Origin of the sequence: Pseudoalteromonas sp. SR41-8 (genome assembly GCF_014163915.1) — a bacterium.
GTDB lineage: Bacteria > Pseudomonadota > Gammaproteobacteria > Enterobacterales > Alteromonadaceae > Pseudoalteromonas > Pseudoalteromonas rhizosphaerae.
Genome location: NZ_JACJEE010000012.1, coordinates 108,861 through 134,305 on the forward strand (window position 1 = coordinate 108,861; position 25,445 = coordinate 134,305).

Here is a 25,445-nt window from a genome sequence, read left to right on the forward strand (position 1 = left end):
GGTCGTTATTAAAGAAATGTTTTGTCAGTTAGTCTTACAAACTATATACTGAAAAAAATGTGTAATACCTAATAACAAATTCATATAATTAGGATAAAATGGTTTAATGGAATGACTAAACTTTTTCGCTTACTCAGTATTGCCTTTATTGCTATATTTATTTTTTGCTTTAGCATGAATATTTTATTAACGAAACAAGTCAATACCATTAATCCGCAACAATCTAGTATTGCCACTCGCGCTTTTGATACTGCTACCACCCAACTAACGATGCCCTCTTGGTATAACCCGATATTAAATGGCCACTATATAGTTAGCAAAGACGGTACTGATTACTTACTAATTAGAGCAACAGATACACAGTTTATTACCGCTCAAGCATCATCCATCATCAATGCCACTATTTTATCACCTGTAAACTTTATTCTACTGATTTTAATAGGTTTATTTTTAACATGGTATTTTGGCAAACAATTAAACATAAAGCGTGAAAAACAGCTGATAGAACAACTTAATATACAAACAAAAAAAGTTATCGAATCATTTAATATTCAACTTCCTGAACTTGAGCATGCGACAGAAGTAACTCGTTTAAGCCAAGCAATTAATGCATTAACCAGCCATGTAGCTAATTATGCCCGTGAAACTCAAACCAGCATTTGCCAAGATAAATTGACTTTGTTGATTGACCGTCATGCTTATATCGAGCACCTAGACCGCCAACTCAACGGTGCTGAACTAAAAAATATTCACTGTGCCTTGTTATTTATTGATTTAGATGGCTTTAAGCAAGTGAATGACTCTTTTGGCCACAGTTTTGGTGATGAAGTATTGATTCAAGTAGCCGAACGCCTGGCTAGCGTATTACGCCATCATAAGCTTAATGATATCAATCCCACCAGTCTATTAGAGCAAAATTTAGCGCGTTTAGGGGGCGATGAGTTCTCTATTTTCATTAATAATATTGATTGCAACTCTAAAAGCTTAGATGTGGCACAGCATGTACTAAACGAAATAGAGCGGGACTTTGTTCTGGGTAATAAACTAATTAAGATCAGTGCCAGTGTCGGTATTGCTGTTTATCCTGAAAGTGCATCAACTCCCCATGCTTTGTTGCAAATGGCGGATGTTGCTATGTATCGTGCTAAAACCGATGGGCGTGGTATTTTTAAAGTCTATTCGCCAGAAATGGGTAATAAAATGCGTCGCTACCATTACTTACTCGAAGAGCTGCGTTTAGCCATTGCGTGTCATAATTTTCATTTATCATTTCAGCCTATTGTGCATGTTGAAGATTGCGCCATTGATTACTTCGAAGCGTTAGTGCGCTGGGACCATCCTGTTGAGGGGGCTATTTCTCCAGTGGAGTTTATTCCGATTGCAGAAGAATCAAACCTTATATTAGAGCTTGGTGATTGGATAATGCTAGAATCATGTCGACAAATGGCAGCTTGGCACAATGCTGGTATGCGCAAAGTTAAAATCTCAGTTAATGTCTCTGGCATTCAACTCAAACATCGCCCAATTCATGAATGGGTAATGAAAAAACTAGCCAAGACAGGGCTACCGCCCACTTCATTGATGTTAGAGATCACTGAATCGACATTGATCACCGCTAGCAACACTATCATTAATGAATTAGAGAAATTGCGTAAAGAAGGCGTCACTATTGCAATAGATGACTTTGGTACCGGTTTTAGCTCATTAAGTACCTTAGCTGATCTACCTATTGACGTAATCAAGATTGATAGATTATTCATAGCGCAAGCTAATGAAAACCCGAAATATAACAAAATATTAAATTCAATCAGTGAATTAGGTACTAAGCTTGGGCTTAAAATCGTTGCTGAAGGAGTTGAAGAAATCGCCCAGTTTGAATTAGTGAAACGCATGGGAATTAGCAGCGTACAAGGGTATTTAGTTAGTCGTCCGCAGTCATCTGTGAATGTTGGCAGTAAGGTACTACAAGGGAATGTTAATCATATAGCCGCGACGGGCACTGGCGTTTGGAACCTCGAAACTTAACGATTTGTCATTTAAAATTTTATTACCATGGAAATCTAGCTAAAAATAGATAATAATACTTAATAATTAGTATCCAATCCCCCATCTTACATGCTTAAAAAAAGTCTCTTTTCCTTAATCTCAATCGTAATTTTAGTTAGTGTTATTCTTACTAGCATGTCAATTTATACCTTATACAGCAAAAAGAAACTCAGTGTTGATCCTAAACTAAAAGAAATATCGGGGATCGAATTTGATAAATTCAAGCGCTTATGGGCAATAAATGATGGCGGTAATGAAGCAAAACTTTATCGTCTCAACGAGGACGGCTCTATCGCCAAAGAGGTACTGGTTACTAATGCAAAAAACATTGATTGGGAAGATATGACTCAGAATGATTTTGGGCACTTCTTTTTAGGAGACTTTGGTAATAATAATCAAGAACGTAAATGGCTCACTATTTATAAAATAGAAAATCCCATCGACATTAAAACTGATACCACCGAAGCTGAAATTATCAAGTTCACTTATCCAGAACTCGACGGTAGCCCTATCACTCCAGATAAACGAAACTTTGACCTAGAAGCATTTGTAGCCTTTGGCCGCCACTTATATTTGTTTACTAAAAACCGTACGGAACCGTTTGATGGGATTACAAATTTGTATAAAGTTGGCGATCATGCAGCGAATTTTGATGCGCAGTTAATAGATTCCTTTAAAACTTGTACAACGATGGAAAAGCTCTGTTGGATAACTTCAGCGGCACTTAGCCCCGATCGTACAAAGTTAGTATTACTAGATTCAACAAGCATTTGGTTATTTGAAAACTTTACTGGTGATAAGTTTTTCTCAGGAGACGTATCGCGGATAGATTTGGGTATTGTGACTCAAAAAGAAGCGATTACATTTTATGATGAAAATACCATTGTATTTACCGATGAAGAATTTAAAGGAATTGGCGGTAACGCCTATGTCATTAAACTCGATGAAGTAAAAAAAACCATCATTAAGAAAATACCAACGGCGTCAGATTAAAATAAATCTATATCAGTGCTTTTGTCGTTTGAGTTAATTAAGTTATTTTCCATTAACTGTTCATAAAAGCACAGCCTATTGCGACCATTTTCTTTTGCATAATAAAGTGCCTTATCCGCATTTTCCAATACAGTAATAGGGAAATCATAAGGACTGATACGACACATGCCTATACTTACAGTCATATTTTCAACAAATGGAAAATGAGTGTCTCTGATCATCTCCATAAACTCATTCATTTTCTTTTCGATAGATTCAAAGTTAGTAGGTTCAAACACTATCACAAATTCCTCACCACCAAAGCGAAAAATCAAGTCTGTTGAACGCAGGAAGTGACGCATTTTTTGTGCAAGTAACAATAAAACCTCATCACCACAAACATGACCAAAGCTATCATTAATTTTTTTGAAATGATCAATATCAAGCATTGCTAACCAAGATGTTGAACTGAGCTTTCGCTTGCGATTATCATCCGTTTTAACCGTTTTATGCTGTTTAATTACTTGCTTTTCAATTAGCTGCTTTATTTTTTTATCAAATGTTTGCCTATTTAACAGACCAGTCAGTTGATCCCGTTCATTCTCATGCAAGATAAATAAATAATTTTCATAAATACGGCAAAAGGCATTAAGCAAAACCTGATCCGAGCTTTTTAAACCTTTGCAAACAACAGCAATTGCACCTATCGGCTTTTCTTGCAAAGATATTGGTAACCAACGTTTCTCGATACCATCAGCAGACTGTACAGTAATAATGCAAGCTGAGCGCAAACATGACAACAGTTCAGGCTCTGGTGAATCAACAACTTGACGTTGCGCCCACTCAAACTGATTACCATTGATTACTTTTAACGATATACTGCGCTCAATCGTTAAATCACTTTGCACGTCTAAATCCTTATAAACTACAATTTCTGTACAACCAACAAATTCTTGGATCGTCGAGATCAAGCTATATTCCAATGAATCTACATCACGGTTTTTGGTTATTTTAATTAGTGAATTTAATAAGTTTTCTTCCATAAGGATCCTGTATTCAAATAACTGAACATTCTTATTATGACTAATTACCCGTATAAAAGATTATAAAAATATAAATCAAACAAAAACGTCAATAAAGTTTGCTCTCATAATTACATTAACGAGTAAGAAAACCCAGTGCTAGTCGTAAGTGTAGTGTGTAAATACTGTTTAGTCACAATAGAAAGTATGACATTCTGTATTTATCGTCAACTTAGCGTTTAAATTTTGTTTCTAAAATAACAGAAGAAGTCGTACGTTCAACTCCATCTAAATTACCAATATCATCGAGTAAATAGCTGAGTTTTTCTAGATTTTGTGCTTGCACAACTGCAATTAAATCAAACTCACCACTGATAGCATACAATTGTGAGATGGCATCAATCTGCTTGAGCTCGAGGTTAGTTTTAGTGGTTAGTTTTTGCTTTACCTTAATCGATACATGGGCCGATACCATGGCACTTAAGTACGCATCGCCATAGTCAACACTGTAGCCCTTTATCACTCCAGTCTCTTCTAGCTTTAACATCCTACTTTGTACAGTTGAGCGTGATAAGTTAAGTGCCCTGGCAAGATCAGAAATACTCGCTCTGGCATTCGTGCGAAGTATAGAAAGTAGCTTTTCGTCTTGTATAGTTATCATATTGATTATTAACCTCGTCATTTTGTATTTTATTTTAATCATTTTTCACAAAATAGCACTGCAAATTTAAGCTTTGAACTCAGATAATAGCGGTAGTAAATAAGAAAAATTATTAAAGCACATTATTGCAGGGTAATAACGGCTTGATTAACCCATCAAATGCAATTTGTTTTTTTTCATATTAAGCCAGAATTAGGTGTAACAAATGCAAGTAACAAGAGAATTATTCAACGACGTAATGGTCCCTAACTATAACCCATCAGAGGTTATTCCGGTGCGTGGCCAAGGTTCTCGTGTTTGGGATCAAAACGATAAAGAATATATCGACTTTGCTGGCGGTATTGCGGTCAACTGTTTAGGTCACTGTCACCCAGCCCTTGTTAATGCGTTAAAAGAGCAAGGCGAAAAAATCTGGCACTTATCCAATGTCATGACTAATGAGCCAGCACTTCGATTAGCTAAAAAAATCACCGACGCAACATTTGCAGACAAAGTTTACTTTGCAAACTCAGGCGCAGAAGCAAATGAAGCAGCGCTAAAACTTGCGCGTCGTTTCGCATTGGATGTACATGGTGCTGATAAAAGCCAAATAATCGCATTTAACAAAGGCTTTCATGGTCGTACCTTTTTTACCGTAACTGTGGGTGGCCAAACCGCATATTCTGACGGTTTTGGTCCTAAACCAGCCGCAATTGATCATTGTGACTACAATGATTTAGCTGCTTTTGAAGCACTGATCAGCGATAAAACCTGTGCCGTAATGATGGAACCTCTGCAAGGTGAAGGCGGCATTATCTCTGCAAATAATGAATTTATCAAAGGTGTGCGTGCTTTGTGTGATAAACACAATGCATTGCTTATTTTTGACGAAGTACAAACGGGTGTAGGCCGTACAGGCTCACTATACGCATACCAAGAATTAGGCGTGACACCAGATATTTTAACAACAGCAAAAGCGTTGGGTGGCGGTTTCCCTATTGGTGCGATGATCACCACTTCTGATATTGCAGCACATCTTAAAGTGGGCACGCATGGTTCAACCTATGGCGGTAACCCGTTAGCGTGTGCAGTGGCAGAAGCGGCATTTGATACCGTGAATACCGAACAAGTGCTAAGCGGCGTTAAACAGCGTGAACAGCTTTTCCGTGATGGTTTTGCAGCGATCAACGCAAAATACGACGTATTTAGTGAAGTACGCGGTAAAGGTCTATTATTAGGCGCCGTACTAAACAGCAAGTTTGAAGGGCGCGCTCGCGACTTCTTAGTAGCAAGTACTCAACAAGGGCTAATGAGCTTAGTTGCTGGTACTGATGTTATTCGTTTTACGCCTTCGCTGGTGATCCCACTTGAGGACATTAAAGAAGGTCTAGTGCGCTTTGAAAAAGCCGTAGCAGACGTTGTAAACGGTTAACCTAATTTAACGCCCTGTTTAGGGCGTTAATGGAGCACTTTTAAATGCAAGTATTACGTCCTATAACCGCAAATGATTTTGACTCACTAAAACAAATAGCAATAGAGTCAGGCCATGGTTTTACATCATTACCTGTTGATGATGCCTTGTTGCTAGAGAAAATTGAACGAGCAGAAAGGAGCTTTGCAAAAAACATTAATAAGCCTCAAGACGAGGGCTACCTATTTGTATTAGAAGACAGTGAAACAGGTCAAGTCGTTGGCACTACCGCGATTGAAGCGGCGGTCGGTATGAACGTTCCTTTGTATCACTATCATTTAGGTAAAACGGTTCATCATTCACGCACTCTCAACGTATATAACACCGTTGATATTCTCAGCATGTGTAATGATTACACCGGCTGCTCAGAGATATGCACACTATTTTTACGTGAAGATAGCCGCAAAGGGCTAACAGGACGTTTCTTATCGCGTTCACGCTTTTTGTTTATGGCTCAACACAGTGAGCGTTTTGCCGATACCATCATTGCAGAAATGCGTGGCGTTAGTGACGAAAACGGCCATTCTCCATTTTGGCAATGGCTTGAAGAACATTTTTTCAGTATTGAATTCCCACTAGCCGATCATTTAGTCGGCTTAGGCGATAAAGTATTTATTAGTGAATTAATGCCCAAGTACCCTATTTACGCCAACCTGTTAAGCAAAAAAGCGCAAGCTGTAATTGGTAAAGTACACGAGCACACTAAACCTGCACTAAAATTGCTTGAAAAAGAAGGTTTTGAGCATCGAGGTTACGTTGATTTATTTGATGCTGGGCCAACAGTTGAAGCCAAACTTGGCAATATACGTAGCATCCGTGAATCTCAAGTATGCCCTATTACCATAGGTGAACTTGATCATATTAATCAACAAAGTTCCGACACCTTAGCTATTTGTAATCAAGGCGTGAATGACTTCAGAGCCACTTTCACAAAACATGCACATTATAATCATGCTAAACATACCTTGATTATTAGCAGTGAAGTTGCAAAAGCACTTAAATTAAAACAAGGAGATGCAGCGCGGTTTTTCCGTCTGTAAACCTCTGTAGGAGTTTCCATGAGCGTTAATACGCACAACATCCAATTAATCAATAACCAATGGCAAACTGGCTTAGGTCATGATTTCTGTTCAATAAACCCAAGTAACGGGGATATTGTTTGGCAAGGTAAAGCAGCAAGTAAAGAACAAGTAGACGCAGCGATTAAATCAGCTCGTCAGGCACACATTACATGGGCAAATACCCCAATTACAGAGCGTATTGCGGTTCTTGAACGTTTTGTCAGCCAGCTAAAAGAAAATAGCGAAGAGTTTGCGACTATCATTGCCCGCGAAACAGGTAAACCACTATGGGAAACACGTACCGAAGTGGGTGCTATGACAGGCAAAGTGGCGATCTCAATAAAAGCTCATAATGAACGAACAGGCACTACTGAAAATCCAATGCCCGGCGCTAAAGCTTTTATTCGTCATAAGCCGCATGGCGTAGTGGCTATTTTTGGCCCTTATAATTTCCCAGGCCACCTCCCTAATGGTCATATAGTACCGGCAATTTTAGCGGGTAATACCGTCGTATTTAAACCATCTGAGCTAACCCCACTTGTTGCTCAATACACACTTGAGTTATGGTTAAAAGCAGGCCTGCCAGCTGGGGTGATCAACCTTATTCAGGGTGAAGTTGACACCGGTATTGCACTTGCTAGCCACCAAGATACCGATGGGTTGTTTTTTACTGGCAGCTCAAACACAGGTCATTTATTACATAAGCAGTTTGCTGGACATCCAGGTAAAATTTTAGCGCTAGAAATGGGGGGGAATAACCCGCTCATAGTTAAAGATGTGGCTGACGTAAATGCTGCCGTGCATGATATTATCCAATCCGGCTTTATAACTTCTGGCCAGCGCTGTACGTGCGCCCGTCGGGTATTTATTGCAAATACAGCTAATGGTAATGCTATTTTAGAAAAGCTGATCACCGCAACTAAAAGTATTAAAGTTGCAGACAGCTTTAGCGAAGAACAACCTTTCATGGGGGCTATGATCAGCGAAAAAGCCGCGCTTGGGATGGTCGCCGCTCAGCAACAATTGATTGATATGGGAGCTGAACCTTTAGTTGAACTAAAACACTTAAAACCAGGCACAGGTTTTGTAAGCCCTGGTATTATCGATGTAACAAATGTGGCCAGCATCGCAGATGAAGAACACTTTGGCCCATTAATTAAAATTTATCGCTATAGCGACTTTGACAGTGCAATTGTGGAAGCGAACAATACCTCATTTGGTTTATCGGCTGGGCTTTTAAGTGACTCAAGTGAAGATTATGAGCACTTCTTAAAACATATTCGCGCCGGTATTGTTAACTGGAATCGCCCAATTACCGGTGCATCAAGTGCCGCGCCATTTGGTGGTATTGGTGCCAGTGGTAACCACAGAGCGAGCGCCTATTACGCCGCAGATTACTGCTCATACCCAGTAGCCTCTGTTGAAGCACCAAGCGTTAGTTTACCAAGTACCCTTGCGCCGGGCTTAATTATTGAATAATCAGTCTGCAGCTTAACGGCTGCAGAAATTAAATTAAGGAATTAAAAATGCACACAGATGTAAATGCCCTTTTTGACAACTTATGGCAAAACTACCTAGCGGTAACACCGTCAGCTGTAAAAGTTCATGAGCTATTAGGCTCGACACAACAAGATGATGTGATCAACGACCATATTGCACTACGCACTTTCAATCATGAAAAAATTGGTCTGGAAAAGTTAGCCGCCCATTTCTTAGCCGTCGGTTATAAAGAATGTGGTGAATATCATTTTGAAGCTAAAAAATTGTATGCTAAACATTATGAGCATACCGATCCAAAGCAACCAAAAGTATTTATTTCTGAATTACTTGTAGAGCAATGTTCTGAGCAACTGCAAGCCATCGTTAATGAGCTGGTTGCCAGCATAGATGCAGATGCCGTAACCGCAGAAAACTTCTTATACTCAGGCACCCATTGGCAAGTAAGCTCTGAAACTTATAAACAGTTACTCGCTGAAAGCGAATATGCAGCGTGGATGTCAGCATGGGGTTACCGTGCTAATCATTTCACCGTGAACATTAATGAACTTGCCAAATTTGATAAAATTGAAGACGTTAACCAAGCGCTTAAAGATGCCGGTTTTGCCCTTAATATTTCAGGCGGTGAAGTAAAAGGCTCACCTGAGGTATTACTTGAGCAATCATCAACCCTTGCCGATGACTTTGCCGTAGAGTTTAGTGACACGACGATGAGCGTACCTAGTTGTTTTTATGAGTTTGCCCTGCGTTATGCGAAACCTGATGGTGAACTATATACCGGTTTCGTTGCTGCATCGGCCGATAAAATCTTTGAAAGCACCAATGCACGTTAATTAATCTAGATTCAGATCATAAGTGCATGTGTTTAAAGCTGGGTGCTTACTGGCTGATTTCATAAAGTACTTAGCTGTACGATAGAAAAAACGCAGTTGTTCATTACAACTGCGTTTTTATTGTTTTTATACTAGGATTATGAGTCACTATATAAATAGTGGTTTATAGTCGTTTTCTAACTGTTCAAATGACAAATCACCAATAAAACGGCCAAAACTAAGCCACGTTGCTAAACCACGTAAATCTTTAAAATGTGGTGGAACAAACTTAGGGTCTTCAATTACACCTAAATCATGTAATTGCGATATTAGTCTAAAGTCATCAATCGAGATTTTACCCACTAACAGCAAAGGTAATTGATCGATGCGGCCAAGTTGTATCGCAACCCGAATTAAATTGTAAACCAATACAAACCCTTTGATATAAGCGATATCTTTAGTAAATGGCAACCCTGTTGCGGTACTGCCACGAAAAACTCGCTGTGCCAATGTATAGCTCTCATCTTTACTCAAGCCTTGAGCAACATAATCACGATATATATCAACAAACTCAGCCCCATCAATTACCTTAGTCACCGCTTGAATACGATTTACTAACTTCGCTAAACGTCGAGGTGTTGATTTAAGGGTGATGATTTCGGTTAGTACTGCCAGCCCCTCTTGTGTCACTGTTGAACTTGGCGTGCCTTTACTTAAACAGGTTAAGTATGGCTGAGCTAAACCATTTTGCGTTGTACCGACGTGGATCCAGCCCTCATGTACTTCTAAAATATCAAGCTCTCGTTGAGAAAACTTTACATCTTGATTTAGCTTAATATTATTAGCACCAGCAGCTGCATCACTGACGATCCCATCACTAATGACCACTTCAACATCGATACCTGGCATGCTTAAACGTACTTGTTCAGCTAGAATCCGAACGGCTTCATCAGCATCTATATTTTTAGGATCATCAGGTAAAATATCGGCCGCTAATAGATTTTTGAGCGGTAACTCAAGCATATTTGCAAGCTCTGATAACGATGGCTCACCGGCATGAAATAAATCTTTTGGATGACCAAACAACTCTACAGATAAATCATGAAATTCAGCAGTGCCACGGTATTCAAGCATACTTAATACTGTTTTGTACTCGCTGCACATTTTACTCATATATTGAGCGATAGGATTGAGTTGCCCAAGCTGGCTAATGATATTACGGTTTAGATCAGAAAATGCTTGGCGTAGCTCGCTAGGTACAAAACCTAGATCCCGTTGCTGATAATAGGCTTTATCAACCAGTGGATTTTTTTGACATTTTTGTCTAAAAAACTCTTCTTTTATGCTTTTATCCCAATTTATCGCATCTAAGATACGGATCGGGGTTTGTAGGGCGATTAATCGATCTGATAACTCGCGAGTTTTAAGTAATAACGCCTTATCTATCATGCTCTAAGCTCACTGATGAATGAGCCTAGAGGATAGGCTAGATTTGCTCATTTTCAAAGCAAATTATTACTTACTTTGCAAATTTACAGGGCTAGAAAAATCGCTGATACGATTGACCATGTGTCCATTTTTATAAATGACCAAGGTAGGCACACTACTGATTTTATTATCAATAAATAAATCATTACCGTGATCAATGTACACCGGATGTATGACTTTAAATTTTTCGATATATTCATCAACAGCGGCTTGATCTGTCCATAATTGGCTAACCCTAGCTTCAGTATCAATTCCCTGATTGGTTAATAGATTGATTTGCTTTTGAGCTGCGGCACAGTTTGTTGCCATCTTCGGGCGAGTGTCAGCTAAATACCAATCACACCACGTTGCCGTATATAATATTGCCTTTAAGCCATGCTCTGGAATAACTAAAGCAGTCGCAGCTTGCTTATTACCTTCATCTAATAAGTGGGCCTTTGCCACCATGCCGTCATGTGATAATAATCGCAGTGTATTATCAAGTGCTTTATCTGCTTCATGGCCTTGAAAAATCACTTTGCCCGTTTTATCGAGTAATACATGAAAAGGAGTGCCTATAAATTGATAATGCTGAGCAACTTTTGCGGTATGATCACTCATGATAGGCATGGTTAAATTAAACTGTTTTTTAACAGCTGCAACAGCAGTAGGATCATCATTTAGATCAATGTTAATCGCTATTGTATCAATTGTATCTCCATACTGTTCATAGGCCTGCTGAAAGTGTGGCATTTGCTCCATACAAGGCTTACACCACGTTGCCCAAAATTTTAAATACACAGGCTTTTTGCCAACGATTTTATTCAGCTCGAACAGTTCGCCCTGTTGGTTTTTTAAAACCAAATTTGACTCATTTGCTAACAAATGTTGACTGCTTGAAAAGTACAAAAAGACCCACAACAGCGTAATATATTTAGACTTCATCATTGTTATCCCTAAAATAAATACACCTTAGCATGGTCGCTTTCTTAGCTGATTGTAATTTTGCGACATCGGTGAACTTTTCGATCATTTATCATTACATGGTATAAACTAAATAGAGTTAGGTTTCGTATCAATTTAATTATCAAAGCAACATTTGGAGTAGTGATGAAAAATGACATCGAAGGAAAACAAATATTAGCTGTCTATGAGCAGATCATCCAACATGGTGAGATAAACGATGAAGGAAAACACTATAAAGGATTAACCGCATTTTCAGATATTGATGGTTATACCATTTATCTTAAAGGCAGTGGCGTATTGCTTAGATTTGGTTTTCATAACACCTATCATCTCGATTATGAACATGAAAAGCATAAAGATGACTTCCTTAAAAAGCTGGAAAATATAATCAATGAGGTGTAATTGTGTATAACAGCAAACCGCGAATTCGCCCAGCTAATAAGCACAACCAACATACAGATTTTATAGCCAAGGTTGTGCAACAATTACGCGACGATAAAAGTAAGCTTGCCATAATTAAAGGTAATCTCGAGGAGTATCGGCAACAACGGTTCCTAAAGCGAGGATTTTTAACTGCAATTGAACGATTCGACTGGGTGTTTGAAGCTTCTGATAATATTGAAGATATTTGCCAGCAAATCTTAGCGGATGACTATATTGGCCAGCGATTACGTCGCTATCCGTTACTATTCAAAGGAATTCTATAGCCTAATTAACAGTTTATCGTACCCATCTGGTAAACCACCGTTTATTAATGATAATCATGCTTAAAAATGATAGATTGCGGAAATTTTTCAATTTTAAGAGCCTTGCTATGTCAAAAGCCGTCGACACTGCCGACTCATCGAGTGAAGAAAAACAATCGGGATTATTTAACCGATTTTTAGCCTCGGTTGAGTTTTTGGGGAATATGTTACCCCACCCAATCACCTTGTTTGCCCTATTTTGTGTGGCCATTATTGTTTTCAGTGGTATTGCTGATTGGTTTGGATTAAGTGCAATTGATCCTCGCCCAATTGGCTCCGCCGGTCGTGAACCTGACGGCGTTATCGAAGTTGTGAGTCTATTAAGTGCTGAAGGCTTACAACGTATCGTCACCGGTCTTGTTACTAATTTTACCAGTTTTGCCCCTTTAGGCACTGTGCTTGTTGCACTATTAGGTGTCAGCGTTGCCGAACATTCAGGGCTATTATCTGCTGCAATGCGTGGCATGGTAATGGGGGCATCTAAACGCTTAGTTACCTTTATGGTGGTATTTGCCGCTATATTATCTAATACCGCATCTGAACTTGGTTATGTTGTATTAATTCCTTTAGCCGCAATGATCTTCCATAGTTTAGGCCGTCATCCATTAGCGGGCTTAGCCGCAGCTTTTGCCGGTGTATCGGGCGGTTACAGTGCTAATTTATTGTTAGGTACGATTGATCCATTGCTTGCAGGTATTACGACTCCGGCAGCACAAATGATTGATCCAACTTACCAAGTTGGCGCTGAAGCAAACTGGTATTTTATGATGATTTCAGTTTTACTGATTGCCGTATTAGGCACCTTCGTGACTGAAAAAATCGTTGAACCCCGCCTTGGAAAATACAACCCCGATGATGCCAGTGCTGATCTGGCGCAAAATAATATAGAAGGCTTAACAGCTAAAGAAAAATCAGGCTTAAAATGGGCTGGATTTTCTTTATTGTTAGTATCGCTACTACTTGCTTGGACAATCGTGCCTGCAGATGGCATTTTGCGCCATCCTGAAACAGGCTTATTTGCCCACTCGCCTTTTTCTAAAGGGATTGTGGTATTTATTTTTATTACCTTTGGTATACCCGGTTTCGTTTATGGCCGTGTAGTAGGCACCATGAAAAATGATAAAGACGTGATCAACGCAATGAGCAAAAGTATGAGCTCAATGGGCATGTACATTGTATTAGTATTTTTTGCCGCGCAGTTTGTCGCCTTCTTTAAGTGGACTAACTTAGGGACTATTTTAGCTATAAATGGCGCTGCTATGTTACAAGCCCTCAATCTGACTGGTCCTGAAGTATTTGTGTTATTTATATTAATGTGTGCATTAGTTAATCTAAGCTTAGGTTCTTCATCTGCACAATGGGCAATCACTGCGCCTATCTTTGTACCTATGCTCATGTTGATTGGCTATGCGCCAGAGACCATTCAGGCGGCTTATCGAATTGGTGATTCTGTCACCAACTTGATCACCCCAATGATGAGTTACTTTGGCTTGATCCTCGCCGTTGCCACTAAATATAAAAAAGACATGGGAATAGGCACTTTAGTCGCCACCATGCTGCCTTATAGTATGATTTTCTTTGTCGGTTGGGTTGCTCTGTTTTATTTGTGGGTGTTTGTATTTGGTCTGCCAGTAGGGCCTGGCTCACCAATTTATTACACACCTTAATAACCGATAAATAATGCCAGCTGTTGCTGGCATTATTATTGAGTGACTCTAACGTGTTTGAAAAACTAAACTATCTGCTTTAATAATAGTAACTACTTATACAATTGTCACATTACTAGCAACTTCAACGAGATCTAATATCATGAAAATAGTATGTTTTATTATCACTTTAGCATGTTCTTTGATCAGCATAACAAGTTATGCGCAGCCACTCCCATCAGTAAATATAAAGTCCGTTGCATTAACTAATTATGCGAACCCGCAACAACACATCTATACTGCAGGACAACCTTCTAAAGAGCAATTTCAGCAGCTTGCAAAGCAAGGTATAAAGTATGTGATTAATTTACGCGGGGATGGGGAAAATAATTGGGATGAACAGGCTTTAGTGACCAATTTAGGACTGCAATACTTTTCACTGCCCATTTCATCAAGAGCCGATATCAATATTGAAAATGCAAAAAAGCTGCAGCAATTATTAGCGCAAGCATCTGAGAGCCCAACATTACTGCATTGTGCAAGTGGTAACCGAGTTGGTGCACTGATTGCACTTTATAACGCAATAGAGCTTAACCAACCAATTGAAAAAGCGATTGAAACAGGTAAGCAATGGGGCTTACAAGGTCTTGAACCTGTGGTAAGAGACGCCATAGCAACCTATAAAATAAAAGAGCATTAAAATAATACGTTAGCTATGTTAAAATGTTTAACTATTTTGTTTAACTTTAAATGGATTTAACAATGAAAAATATCTTTCTGTTACTCAGTTTATTCTGCACTTGTAGCTACGCGATAGAATTACAAAAATATCCTCTTGTACTTGAGTCATCAAGTGGCGAGCAAGTGACTATTATTAATACCCTTGATAACAGCCAAGCATTGGTCAAAGTCGTTGGCGTAAATAGTCCTATTGACGAAGTGGTTTTTTTAACCGCTCTGAAACCTCACGGAAGTATACAAGCTTACAAATACACGTTTGACGGGGAACAGCGAGCACTCGTCACGAAAGAGCAAGGTTATAGCTGTTGTAGCTACACACTATATTTGCCAAATAGCCGCCAAGCAATTTATTTGAGTGAACTAAAAGATAAGCGAGCAAAAGGAATAAGCGAAGATACCTATGCACAATATATAAGCCAACTTGAGCAAGGTATTCAGTTAAAACTAGCTAAGTTTGATCGCGATAATGCAATTAAACAATCACAAATCGCACTTACTGACGCTAGTAAAGAGCTAAATTTACAGTGTGAGAAAGACATAGCCACCTCAGTAAATTGGCAAGCACTTGATGATAAAACCTTACAAACTTATGCCGTTGGCGCATATTGTGCACAAGTAGCCAACTCATTAGCAAAGCAATGCCAACAATCAGCTAAATTTAAAGCTAAAGTACAACAATTTAATCAGGTTGATTGTGAATTTAGTAATGAACTAAAACTGCGTCATACCGACTCATTAATCAAATTTACTACAGCGCCAAAAGCACCAAACCAACAACAGTTTGTTGATGCATATTTTCGTAATTTATAGCAATAAAAAAGCCCTTAGTTAAATACTAAGGGCTTTTTTAAAATGTAATTTAAAGCTGCCATGCATAACTTAATTTAGTAAAGAAAGTACGTTGATCGCGTTCTATACTTTTTAATGAGTCATCTTGATAGCCTTTATCTGAATAACCCAAGTAAAATAATGTTTGTGCGTTAATTTTATATGAGTAAACAAGCTGACTGCCATAATCTCGGTTGATGTGATTTACAGCAAAGTAATAAGCATTTTGATTTCGGTCGATATCTTCAAACTGTAAAATCAGTTTCAGCATCGAGCGCATATTAAATTTATAATAAATTCGTAAATCGGTTAGATTCGCTGTAAATACATTTTCACCTTGTGGGTTATCTAAACGGCTATAACTGTGTTCAAGCTGTAGTTGCCAATGATCATTGATGTCCCAGGTAAGTTCTGGCTCTAGAGTAAATAAATCACCTAACTGCTCATTACTGTAATCTATTTTACTACCAAACTCACTATAGAGCGTAATACGTAAATCTTTGCTTGGGTTAAAACCACCATAAATAAAGCCGATATTTTGATTATAAAAATCATCTTTATAGCTCTCATTACGATGGATCAAACCAAACTCTAAGGATGACTGTAATTGGCCTTTTAAAAAAATATACCCTTCGTACTCTTCTTCAAGCAAGCTACCATCTTGCGCCCAGGTTTTGTCCCAATCAACATTATAAGAATATTCGGTTATCATCTCACTTGCGTCTAAGTACCAAGTTTGCCCGCCGCCTAGTAACACTTTTTTATAATCTACTTTTCCTTGATAGCCAACATCGGTACGATAATCCTCACCAATATCTTCGTAACTGGCAAGTAGCTTATAATCCCGTTTCTCGCGAGCAAACTCGATCTTATAAGCTTGATCAGATTGATTTTTCTCCAAGCCATAATTATCAGTTAAAAAAGCGGAGTTTTTAGTATCAGAGGTAGCAACTTGATACAACACACTATCTGTTTGATTAAACCAATAACTACCATCTACCGACAGTACGGTATTGTGATAGTCATTCGCTTCACGGTGGGTGCTCATCACCCCAATAGTGCCCTGCTCGCCAATGTCGTATTGATATCGGCCAACCGCTGACTTTGATTTTTCAGCTAAATTAGCAAAGCCAGAACCTTGGTTAGTCGGTAAAAAAAGACTGGTATTTTCATCATCGGCATACATAAAAGCATAACTATGTGCATCTGTTTTACCGGTTATTTTGGCGCCAATTTCAGGCTCGGCAATTGTACGAGTATATAAAAGCTCAAATAAACTGCTTTTGAAATACGATGCACCATCTAAAAAGAACGGGCGTTTCTCAGCATAATAAATAGAGTATGTGGTATTGACATCCAACTCTAAACTATCGGTCTCTACTTGCGAGAAATCGGGATTAATTGTGGCATTAATAACCGCATCTTGGCTGATCCCCCAACGTAAATCGAGTCCAGCTTCAGTCTCAATATCACCATTTTGCCAATCCCCTGGTACAGCCTCTTTCACATCATTGCGAAGAGCGGTCAAGGTCGGTGTTAATTGAATATTTTTGCTCGGCTCCATGGCATTAAAGCCTGTTATTTTATCAAACTGGCAAAAACTGCATTTCACGTCGCGGTCAAAACCTACATTGGATAATTGATATAAAACATCTCGAGGATAATTACGCCACAGCGCAAACCCCCATGTCATATCGGCTTTATTTTTAGGAAAACGCAATGCAGTGAACGGGATGCGCATCTCTACGGTATAACCTTTGTCAGTTATTTGCCCTGCACTGTCCCAAATCGCATCCCACGATGGGTCTTCAGTCCAGCCATCGGTATCGGTCATGCGCATATCACCTTGTGCACCGAGTGGATTTACGTAAAACTCATAACCTGTTCGCTCATCGTTAAAAGTATCAATCATCAATGCGACATTATCATCCGACCATAATGTATCGCGATCTCGAAGTGCTGCACGTATTTGACTGGGATCATTATCATAAGCAACAAAACCAAGATATAAATAGTTGCCATCTTCATAGATATAAGCGTCTGTTTTTACAGGTGGTATGCCTTTTTCGTTGGGTTCATTTTGATAGCGTAAAGGGATTAAAGTGGCTTGTTGCCAGTGCGGTTCGCTCAACTCACCATCAAGATCAATACCTTGACCAATGTGCGCTAAACTAAATTGTTGTTGCTCAGCGTGTGCAAACGTACTACATAAAGCGAAAGCTAAAACCCAGACAGGTGACGTTATTAATTTTATATACTGCATAAACATCCATTTAATACTCAGTTACTCGGATGAGTAAGTTAAGTAGCAATTGTAATTCACGCAGGTACATTTGTTAATAGTTTGATTGTAAAAATGTTATTTTAATTAACTAATCAAGACAAAAAGCTGAGATTTTAGGTCTCAATTAACTTTAATTTATCGGCCACACCATTCCAGGTATCGGCATCTTCAGGGGCTGGTTTTACATCAGTGATACGCGGCCAAATAAGAGCAAGTTCGGCATTTAGTTCGGTGAATTCTTGTTGCGAATCAGGTAATTCATCTTCTTGATAAATTGCTTCAGCGGGGCATTCTGGAACACATAAACCACAATCAATACAATCAATCGGACTGATCGCCAAGAAATTAGGGCCTTCATAAAACGCATCTGCTGGACACACTGCTACACAGTCAGTGTATTTACACTTTATACAGTTTTCAGTGACTACAAATGCCATTTTAACGTTTGCCTAACATATCTTAATACAGCTGGAGATCATACCCAACCACAGCCAAAATACAATAAATAATCGCTGCCATCGAGGCATAAATTAACGTAAAATAGTCCGTTATTGTGAGCAACTCGCGTCAGCGACTGCTAAGACACCTAACAGAGACTAAATATGATACGTTTAACAGAAATTAAGCTGCCACTTGATCATGGCGAAGATGCCATAAAGCAAGCAATTATAACTAAACTTGGCATTGATAACAGCCAACTCCATAGCTTTAATGTCTTTAAACGTGGTTACGATGCCCGTAAAAAAACCGCCATTTTACTTATTTATACCCTCGACATTGAGGTTGATAATGAAGCGCAATTATTAATTCAGTTTGCTAAAGACCAACATGTAAAACCAGCCCCTGACACCAGCTATAAATTTGTTGCTCAAGCATCAGCAACAATTCAAGAACGTCCTGTGGTAATAGGCTTTGGCCCTTGTGGACTGTTTGCTGGTTTAATACTGGCGCAAATGGGATTTAAACCCATTATTTTAGAACGTGGTAAAGAAGTACGTGAACGTACCAAAGACACTTTCGGTTTTTGGCGAAAACGTACTCTAAATACCGAGTCAAACGTGCAATTTGGTGAAGGTGGCGCAGGAACATTCTCTGACGGAAAACTTTACAGCCAAGTTAAAGATCCAAAGCATTATGGTCGTAAAGTAATCACTGAATTTGTAGCTGCGGGCGCACCAGAAGAAATTATGTATGTCAGCAAACCGCATATTGGTACTTTTAAGCTGGTTACGATGATTGAAAAAATGCGTGCAAGTATTGAAGCGCTCGGCGGTGAAATTCGTTTTAGCACCCGCGTTGATGACATCCTACTTGATGATGGCCAAGTAACAGGACTGAAATTATCCTCCGGTGAACAACTTGATACCCGTCATGTTGTGCTTGCGGTAGGTCACAGCGCACGTGATACATTTAAAATGGTATACGATAAAGGGATTTACGTTGAAGCAAAACCGTTTTCAGTTGGTTTTAGAATTGAGCACAAACAATCTATGATCGATGAATGCCGTTTTGGTGATAATGCTGGTAACCCGATTCTTGGCTCTGCAGATTACAAACTGGTTCACCATTGTCACAGCGGCCGTACTGTTTACAGTTTTTGTATGTGCCCAGGCGGTACTGTGGTTGCAGCAACCTCTGAAGAAGGTCGCGTGGTAACGAATGGCATGAGTCAGTATTCTCGCAGCGAACGCAACGCTAACAGTGCCATTGTTGTGGGGATTTCTCCTGAAGAAGATTTCCCAGGTCATCCATTAGCCGGTATTGATCTGCAGCGAAAACTAGAAGAGCAAGCCTTTGAACTAGGTGGTAGTAATTACGATGCACCAGCACAGTTAATTGGCGACTTCTTAAAAGGTAAAGATTCAAGTGACTTAGGCGATGTAAAGCCTTCATACACACCAGGTATCAAACTCACTGATCTAGCAAATGTGTTACCTAAATATGCAATTGATGCCATTCGTGAAGCAATTCCTGCATTTAATAAGCAAATTCGTGGTTTTTCATCAAACGATGGCTTATTAACTGGCGTTGAAACCCGTACTTCATCACCAATTTGCATTAAACGAGATAAAAGCATGCAAAGTATCAATACCCAAGGCCTATACCCTGCCGGTGAAGGTGCGGGTTATGCAGGTGGTATTCTTTCCGCAGGCATTGACGGTATAAAGGCCGCTGAAGCATTAGCGTTATCTATGCTTGAGAAAAATAGCTAAGTAGTTTTTCACTGTTCACAAAAAAGCCTCATTTATTGAGGCTTTTTGGTGTTAATGACTTAACTTATACCATTATTTCTTTAACGAAAGTTTGGCACCTTTGAGGGTTTTACGTACGTTTGAGATACGTGAACGGTTTTTAGCTCGCGCTTCACCAGTTGCTTGACCTGATGGTTTATTTGAATGGCTACGACGCAAATGCGATGGTTTTTTGCCAATTTTATCAATCAGTACTTCACGGTTACTTACTTCATAACCCGGCAAGTATTCACGCTGAATTTTTTGACCGATTAAGGTTTCAATTTCAAACAACATATTTTCTTCTTCGCGGCTAACAAATGAGATTGCTTGACCTTGTTTACCGGCACGACCTGTACGACCAATACGGTGTACGTAATCTTCAGCAAGCCATGGTAAGTCAATATTAATTACACGTGGTAGGTCATCAATATCAATCCCACGAGCGGCAACTTCTGTAGCCACAAGCACACGTACTTTACCCGCTTTGAAATCACTTAATGCACGACGACGGTTACCTTGGGTTTTATCACCATGGCACACAGCAGCCGGGATACCATCTAAGTTTAATTCTTTAACTAGCTCATCAGCCGTTTCTTTCATGTTGACGAACACTAACACTTGCTGCCAGTTTTTCTTACCGATCAATTCAGAAAGCAGCTCTTGTTTACGGCGCTCTTCAACTGGATAAACCACGTGATGAACGGTTGCAGCAGTGCTGTTGGTTTGATCAACACGGACAATTTCAGCTTGCTTGAGTACTTTGCTAGCAAACTGTTTAATTGCCGCTGGGAATGTTGCAGAGAACAACAAAATTTGGCGATCTTCAGCACAGCCATTGATCACTGTTTGCATATCACCAATAAAGCCCATATCAAGCATACGGTCAGCTTCATCGAGCACAAGATGTTGTACGTCAGCAAGGCTTAGATTACCTAAACGAATATGATCCAGTAAACGACCCGGTGTTGCGACTACGATATCGACACCCGCTTTTAAGCCATTAGCTTGACCTACCGTACTAACACCGCCAAATAAACTCACAGTTTTAAGCTTGGTGTACTTTGCAAAATCAGTAAAATTATTTGCAATTTGCTCTGCAAGCTCACGGGTTGGTGCTAGCACTAAGGCACGTGGTGCATTAGTTTTTGTGTATTCAACTTCAGATAATTTTTGAATAATTGGTAAAGCAAAAGCAGCTGTCTTACCGGTGCCTGTTTGGGCACTGGCTAAAACATCTTTGCCTTTACGTACTGCTGGAATAGCATTACGTTGAATGGGCGTAAGGGTGTGATAGTTAAGTTCATCTAACGCCTGAAGAAGTTCAGGGGCAAAACTAAAAGATTTAAAATTCATGCTGTATAACCTGCGGCCACATTATCAAGGGTCGCAAATTATACAGCAATTTAAGGCAAACAGTTAGTTTTTAAATATATAAACCAACTAGAATTACCTTTTCTCTTCTACAGCCATTTTTGTGTTTGACCTTTTCAAAGCATACTTTGCTAAGCAATAACAACAATGGTTGGCGATCTTTTAAAGCCCAAACTAAATTATGGCAGAATAATTGTATTTTCTAAATTTAATGGTGTGGCTTTAGAGCCACCTACAACAGCAACATCATCAAGTTGATTGATCAACGTAACCCCTTGCGCTTGCTGCTGCTCATTTAATGGCACATAAGGTAATCTAAATACAGGCTTGACTGCACCTGTCATCATCAATGCAGTATTAATTGCAATTGGATTTGGCTCACAGAACAACCAACTGATCAAAGGTTGTAATGACGCGTTCAGCGCATCGCTTTTGCTGTCCATTAATTGACGATACAAGCCAGGAATTAAATTAGAGGTTACCGAGATCACGCCATGCGCTTTATAAGTATGGCGAGCATCATGTGCTTCATCGTCATTACCAGACCAACAAGCAATGCCTTGTTGCTCGTAGTGCTCAATGCGTTCATTACCACCACACTCTTTAACACCTATAAAATTTTCGTGTTGTGCTAACGGTTCAATTATATCAGGGGTTAAATCTTGCCCCGTGCGCCCTGCTACGTTATAGATAAACGCAGGACCAATTGCCAGCACTCGTTTGAAGTGTTCAATAACACCGGCAATCGATGTGCGGCCATAATAAGGGTTAATTTGTAGTGCTGCGTCCATACCGCTGGCAAAGCCATACTCAGTCGCTTTAACGGCTTCGCGGGTATTGTTACTGCCAGTGTTACCAACAATCACCAACTTATCTGCATACTTATTAACGCTGTGCGCAATCAGCATTAAATGCTCTTCCCAGTTCATTAACTGGCCTTCACCTGTGGTTCCACCGACCACAATACCATCAACACCGGCGGCGATTTGCTGTTCAACTAAATAATCATAGGTGGCTAAGTCAATTTCACCACTGGCTAAATAAGGCGTTTTAATTGCTGTGATGAGGCTTGCTTGTTTAATTTGTTCTAGGGTGCGCATAAAAAATTAATCTTAAAAAAACTTGCCGTAGTTGTAACATAAAAGCAGGCGTTTTCCGAGTGTTGCATAACTAATTAATTAAATTACTTGTGTTGTAGAGGTGCTTAGTCCAAAATAAACAACTGTATAAATAAACAGTATATTTATTTTCTAACCTTGAGTGCACTTTTATGCGTTTATCACGATTTTTAGCAACCCATTTTTATCACAGCGAAGAGCTTTGTCATGCCTTAGCAATCGATGAAGATACTCTTGCAATTTGGCAACAAAACGGGTTATTTCCAAAACCCAGTTACTGTATTAAAAATCAGCTTAGTTGTAGCTCTTACTCTGGTTTATATGAATGCGAAGAATACGACGACTTCTATCCAAGAGGATGCGTTAACTGGGGACAAGGCTTAGCCAAGCAAAAAATTGATTCATCCAGTCAAGCCTTCAACTACTTTGCACAACAATACAGTGCAAGTTTAACGAAGCTAGCTCAACAAGGATTTGAATTTAACGAAGAGCTATTTGGTTGTGAATTAGAAGAGCACCTACAACAAGTATGGCAACAATTTTTATGCAGTAAATACGGTGTGCTAACTCAAAATGGCTTAATTGAAGAAATCGCCGCCGTTGATATTGGTCGCTTAGTTGTAGATGATATAACCGAATTACGCACAAAGCCAAACCTCACACAAGCAGAGCGAAGCAAATTACACCCTGCTTTAAAACTATTAAATCGCGCGCTTAGTCATGGTGCCGAACACGAAAAACAACATACCCTTCGTGCCCGTTATATTGATGCACTAGTGCTTAAATATGATTTATCAGTAAAGTGAGCGACAACTAAAAACTCGAGGATTGCTCAAGCCCCTAAGAAGGGCTTAATTTAGTATACACAAAGGCCGCAAGGCGACTTACTGAAGCTTGCATGTAATGTATTGCCTTTATCTGTAAAACATTACAATACCGAGAAGCGCCAATTACATACTAAAACAGTCGCTTCGCTTGAAAATTTAGCACTTTAAAAAACGACTTTTTGCTCTACTATTGATGCTCAAACTGACCGCGATATACTTCAAATACTTTTAAAACCGTATGTTGCGCTTTACTAAGGCCATCAAACCAGGCATCAAAAATTTCATCATCTTCTTGATCACTTAATGCCAAATACTGTGCAAGCAATTCAACAATGTCATTATGGGTGCAGCTTAATGGGTCTATTTGTTGTGCTAGGACACTATGATCACGACTACGTAATGTCTCCATGACGCCCTGATCTATTTCCTGACTTTGTTCACTACTATGCTGTTGCTGGGCTGATCCACTCATAATAATCTGACTCCTATTCTTGATTACTTATTATTTATAACAGGCTAATTCCCAATAGCTAGTTTTTTTAAATCAACTGCTGATTTTTTAACTTGTTTGTGTGAATAAACATCAAATCAGCTACTTTACCAACAACTCAAAAATAGTATTTGCAAAGAATTCTTATTTACTATAAATTATAGTGATAATATCACATAACATTAATTTCCAGTAAAAGGCTATTTATGAAACCTAATATTCACCCTGATTACCAAACGGTTGCTTTTCATGACACGGCCGCCGATAGCTACTTTATTATTGGTTCAACAATTAAAACTGATCGAACCGTTGAGTTAGATGGCAAAACATACCCTTACGTACCTATTGATGTATCAAGTGACTCACATCCATTTTATACCGGTAAGCAAAAATCTGTTGCAACAGATGGTCGAGTTGCAGCGTTTAATCGCCGCTTTAAAAACTTAGGGAGCAAATAATCATGAAAGTCTTGAGTTCATTGAAAAGTGCTAAAAACCGCCCGGGATGTCAAATTGTTAAACGCAAAGGACGCGTTTTTGTGATCTGTAAAGACAATCCACGCTTTAAAGCCGTGCAAGGTATGAAAAAGAAAGGAAGAAAATAAACAACTATCACAGACTGTACGCATTGATATAGGCGTACAGTCTTTAAGGCTAAACTTAAATACAATCTGACATTACTTACCGAACAACAACTCCCAAAATCCTGGTGGCTCATGCAGTTTGTGATATTGCTTACGTAGCCCATCAATGGCTTTTAACGGTCCTTTGGCTGCATCGAGTCCTTGCTCATTAGCTAATTTTTTTGCAAGTTCAGCTTTTGCGATCACTTTATCTAAACCTTGCAGTGACTGCTCAGCCTCTTTGTGAAAAGTGGCTGTTTTACTTCGCTTAACCAATATCATAAATTCATCGATCGCGGTATTAAACTCCTGTAGTTGTGTTGCTTCAGCAGTATGCTTGAACGCAAGCCCCATATTCTTCATGTTGGCTTCAAGATCTAAATCGTCGTTAGCAAATAAACTCGGAACAAACAGCAGTGCCACAAGACACAGAAATACTTTCATAATAATCCCAACAGTTACAACTCAAAAAATGAAAAATCATTATACACCTCAGCGGCAATGAATATAACCTTACGCGGTGTAAGGATAACAATGATTTTATGTTATAATCGCCGCTTAACGGCGTGACTCTTTTTAGGTTT

Annotated in this window: 25 protein-coding genes; 15 read left to right on the top strand and 10 right to left on the bottom strand. The window is 39.2% G+C overall.

The window, feature by feature from the left end:
* Positions 1–111 precede the first annotated feature (111 nt).
* Entirely contained in the window at positions 112–2,025 is a 1,914-nt protein-coding gene (locus H5162_RS10345; protein WP_145235932.1) for a bifunctional diguanylate cyclase/phosphodiesterase, read from the top strand.
* Positions 2,026–2,115: 90 nt separating this feature from the next.
* Complete coding sequence (locus tag H5162_RS10350) at positions 2,116–3,039, top strand: hypothetical protein (RefSeq protein ID WP_145235936.1); 924 nt, start codon at positions 2,116–2,118, stop codon at positions 3,037–3,039.
* Here H5162_RS10350 and H5162_RS10355 read toward each other — a convergent pair.
* Both H5162_RS10355 and H5162_RS10360 read right to left on the bottom strand, forming a co-directional pair.
* Positions 3,036–4,061 carry a GGDEF domain-containing protein gene (locus H5162_RS10355; RefSeq protein WP_182758259.1) on the bottom strand — a complete coding sequence of 342 codons (1,026 nt, stop codon included), beginning with the start codon at positions 4,059–4,061 and terminating at the stop codon, positions 3,036–3,038. The genes H5162_RS10350 and H5162_RS10355 overlap by 4 nt on opposite strands.
* Before the next feature lie 211 nt (positions 4,062–4,272).
* Positions 4,273–4,701 (bottom strand): Lrp/AsnC family transcriptional regulator, encoded by a 429-nt coding sequence (locus H5162_RS10360; RefSeq protein WP_182778431.1) that lies wholly within the window; start codon positions 4,699–4,701, stop codon positions 4,273–4,275.
* Positions 4,702–4,906: 205 nt separating this feature from the next.
* Here H5162_RS10360 and H5162_RS10365 point away from each other — a divergent pair, with 205 nt between their 5' ends.
* Genes H5162_RS10365 through H5162_RS10380 form a run of 4 tightly spaced genes read left to right on the top strand, consistent with a single transcriptional unit; the run spans position 4,907 to position 9,542 of the window.
* The gene (locus H5162_RS10365) at positions 4,907–6,112 is read left to right on the top strand and encodes an aspartate aminotransferase family protein (RefSeq protein WP_145235948.1); all 1,206 of its coding nucleotides are present in this window, start codon (positions 4,907–4,909) and stop codon (positions 6,110–6,112) included.
* Positions 6,113–6,156: 44 nt separating this feature from the next.
* Positions 6,157–7,191: an arginine N-succinyltransferase gene (astA, locus tag H5162_RS10370; RefSeq protein WP_149980153.1), complete on the top strand. Its 1,035-nt coding sequence runs from the start codon at positions 6,157–6,159 to the stop codon at positions 7,189–7,191.
* 18 nt (positions 7,192–7,209) lie between these two features.
* On the top strand, positions 7,210–8,691 hold the full coding sequence (astD, locus tag H5162_RS10375) for a succinylglutamate-semialdehyde dehydrogenase (protein ID WP_182760067.1): 1,482 nt from the start codon (positions 7,210–7,212) through the stop codon (positions 8,689–8,691).
* 47 nt (positions 8,692–8,738) lie between these two features.
* Positions 8,739–9,542, top strand: a complete 804-nt coding sequence (locus tag H5162_RS10380) for a DUF1338 domain-containing protein (protein WP_182734133.1) — start codon at positions 8,739–8,741, stop codon at positions 9,540–9,542.
* Between the two features lie 147 nt (positions 9,543–9,689).
* On the opposite strand, the gene H5162_RS10385 is transcribed toward H5162_RS10380, so the two are convergent.
* Complete coding sequence (locus H5162_RS10385) at positions 9,690–10,970, bottom strand: flavohemoglobin expression-modulating QEGLA motif protein (RefSeq protein ID WP_145235968.1); 1,281 nt, start codon at positions 10,968–10,970, stop codon at positions 9,690–9,692.
* 66 nt (positions 10,971–11,036) lie between these two features.
* Positions 11,037–11,936, bottom strand: coding sequence for a redoxin family protein (locus H5162_RS10390; RefSeq protein ID WP_182778433.1), 900 nt, complete (start codon positions 11,934–11,936; stop codon positions 11,037–11,039).
* Positions 11,937–12,098: 162 nt separating this feature from the next.
* Here H5162_RS10390 and H5162_RS10395 point away from each other — a divergent pair, with 162 nt between their 5' ends.
* The 5 genes from H5162_RS10395 (at position 12,099) to H5162_RS10415 (ending at position 15,897) form a co-directional block, all read left to right on the top strand.
* Positions 12,099–12,356: a DUF3081 domain-containing protein gene (locus tag H5162_RS10395; RefSeq protein ID WP_182778435.1), complete on the top strand. Its 258-nt coding sequence runs from the start codon at positions 12,099–12,101 to the stop codon at positions 12,354–12,356.
* Positions 12,357–12,358: 2 nt separating this feature from the next.
* Positions 12,359–12,661: a hypothetical protein gene (locus H5162_RS10400; protein ID WP_182778437.1), complete on the top strand. Its 303-nt coding sequence runs from the start codon at positions 12,359–12,361 to the stop codon at positions 12,659–12,661.
* 107 nt (positions 12,662–12,768) lie between these two features.
* Positions 12,769–14,367 carry an AbgT family transporter gene (locus tag H5162_RS10405; protein WP_149980148.1) on the top strand — a complete coding sequence of 533 codons (1,599 nt, stop codon included), beginning with the start codon at positions 12,769–12,771 and terminating at the stop codon, positions 14,365–14,367.
* A gap of 142 nt (positions 14,368–14,509) precedes the next feature.
* A complete protein-coding gene (locus tag H5162_RS10410; RefSeq protein WP_182778439.1) occupies positions 14,510–15,046 on the top strand; it encodes a fused DSP-PTPase phosphatase/NAD kinase-like protein in 537 nt (178 codons plus the stop codon).
* Positions 15,047–15,108: 62 nt separating this feature from the next.
* Positions 15,109–15,897, top strand: a complete 789-nt coding sequence (locus tag H5162_RS10415; protein ID WP_145235993.1) for a hypothetical protein — start codon at positions 15,109–15,111, stop codon at positions 15,895–15,897.
* A 49-nt stretch (positions 15,898–15,946) separates the two neighbouring features.
* On the opposite strand, the gene H5162_RS10420 is transcribed toward H5162_RS10415, so the two are convergent.
* Complete coding sequence (locus H5162_RS10420) at positions 15,947–18,184, bottom strand: DUF5916 domain-containing protein (RefSeq protein ID WP_409076811.1); 2,238 nt, start codon at positions 18,182–18,184, stop codon at positions 15,947–15,949.
* A 128-nt stretch (positions 18,185–18,312) separates the two neighbouring features.
* Complete coding sequence (gene fdxA / locus H5162_RS10425) at positions 18,313–18,636, bottom strand: ferredoxin FdxA (RefSeq protein WP_145235999.1); 324 nt, start codon at positions 18,634–18,636, stop codon at positions 18,313–18,315.
* Between the two features lie 165 nt (positions 18,637–18,801).
* Here fdxA and H5162_RS10430 point away from each other — a divergent pair, with 165 nt between their 5' ends.
* Entirely contained in the window at positions 18,802–20,412 is a 1,611-nt protein-coding gene (locus tag H5162_RS10430; RefSeq protein WP_182778443.1) for an NAD(P)/FAD-dependent oxidoreductase, read from the top strand.
* 72 nt (positions 20,413–20,484) lie between these two features.
* On the opposite strand, the gene H5162_RS10435 is transcribed toward H5162_RS10430, so the two are convergent.
* The gene (locus tag H5162_RS10435; protein WP_145236005.1) at positions 20,485–21,786 is read right to left on the bottom strand and encodes a DEAD/DEAH box helicase; all 1,302 of its coding nucleotides are present in this window, start codon (positions 21,784–21,786) and stop codon (positions 20,485–20,487) included.
* A 197-nt stretch (positions 21,787–21,983) separates the two neighbouring features.
* Complete coding sequence (gene dapA / locus H5162_RS10440) at positions 21,984–22,904, bottom strand: 4-hydroxy-tetrahydrodipicolinate synthase (protein WP_145236009.1); 921 nt, start codon at positions 22,902–22,904, stop codon at positions 21,984–21,986.
* 170 nt (positions 22,905–23,074) lie between these two features.
* Between dapA and H5162_RS10445 the strand changes: the two genes are divergently transcribed.
* Positions 23,075–23,728, top strand: a complete 654-nt coding sequence (locus tag H5162_RS10445; protein ID WP_145236013.1) for a DUF6058 family natural product biosynthesis protein — start codon at positions 23,075–23,077, stop codon at positions 23,726–23,728.
* A gap of 208 nt (positions 23,729–23,936) precedes the next feature.
* Here the strand turns inward: H5162_RS10445 and H5162_RS10450 are convergent, their stop codons facing one another.
* Positions 23,937–24,221 (bottom strand): hypothetical protein, encoded by a 285-nt coding sequence (locus tag H5162_RS10450; protein ID WP_182734122.1) that lies wholly within the window; start codon positions 24,219–24,221, stop codon positions 23,937–23,939.
* Positions 24,222–24,445: 224 nt separating this feature from the next.
* Here H5162_RS10450 and H5162_RS10455 point away from each other — a divergent pair, with 224 nt between their 5' ends.
* Together H5162_RS10455 and ykgO are read left to right on the top strand one after the other, a co-directional pair.
* Positions 24,446–24,697 carry a type B 50S ribosomal protein L31 gene (locus tag H5162_RS10455; RefSeq protein WP_145236032.1) on the top strand — a complete coding sequence of 84 codons (252 nt, stop codon included), beginning with the start codon at positions 24,446–24,448 and terminating at the stop codon, positions 24,695–24,697.
* Between the two features lie 2 nt (positions 24,698–24,699).
* The gene (gene ykgO, locus H5162_RS10460; protein ID WP_149980141.1) at positions 24,700–24,843 is read left to right on the top strand and encodes a type B 50S ribosomal protein L36; all 144 of its coding nucleotides are present in this window, start codon (positions 24,700–24,702) and stop codon (positions 24,841–24,843) included.
* 72 nt (positions 24,844–24,915) lie between these two features.
* Here ykgO and H5162_RS10465 read toward each other — a convergent pair whose 3' ends face one another.
* Positions 24,916–25,305 carry a cytochrome b562 gene (locus H5162_RS10465; RefSeq protein ID WP_182760070.1) on the bottom strand — a complete coding sequence of 130 codons (390 nt, stop codon included), beginning with the start codon at positions 25,303–25,305 and terminating at the stop codon, positions 24,916–24,918.
* Positions 25,306–25,445: the final 140 nt, after the last annotated feature.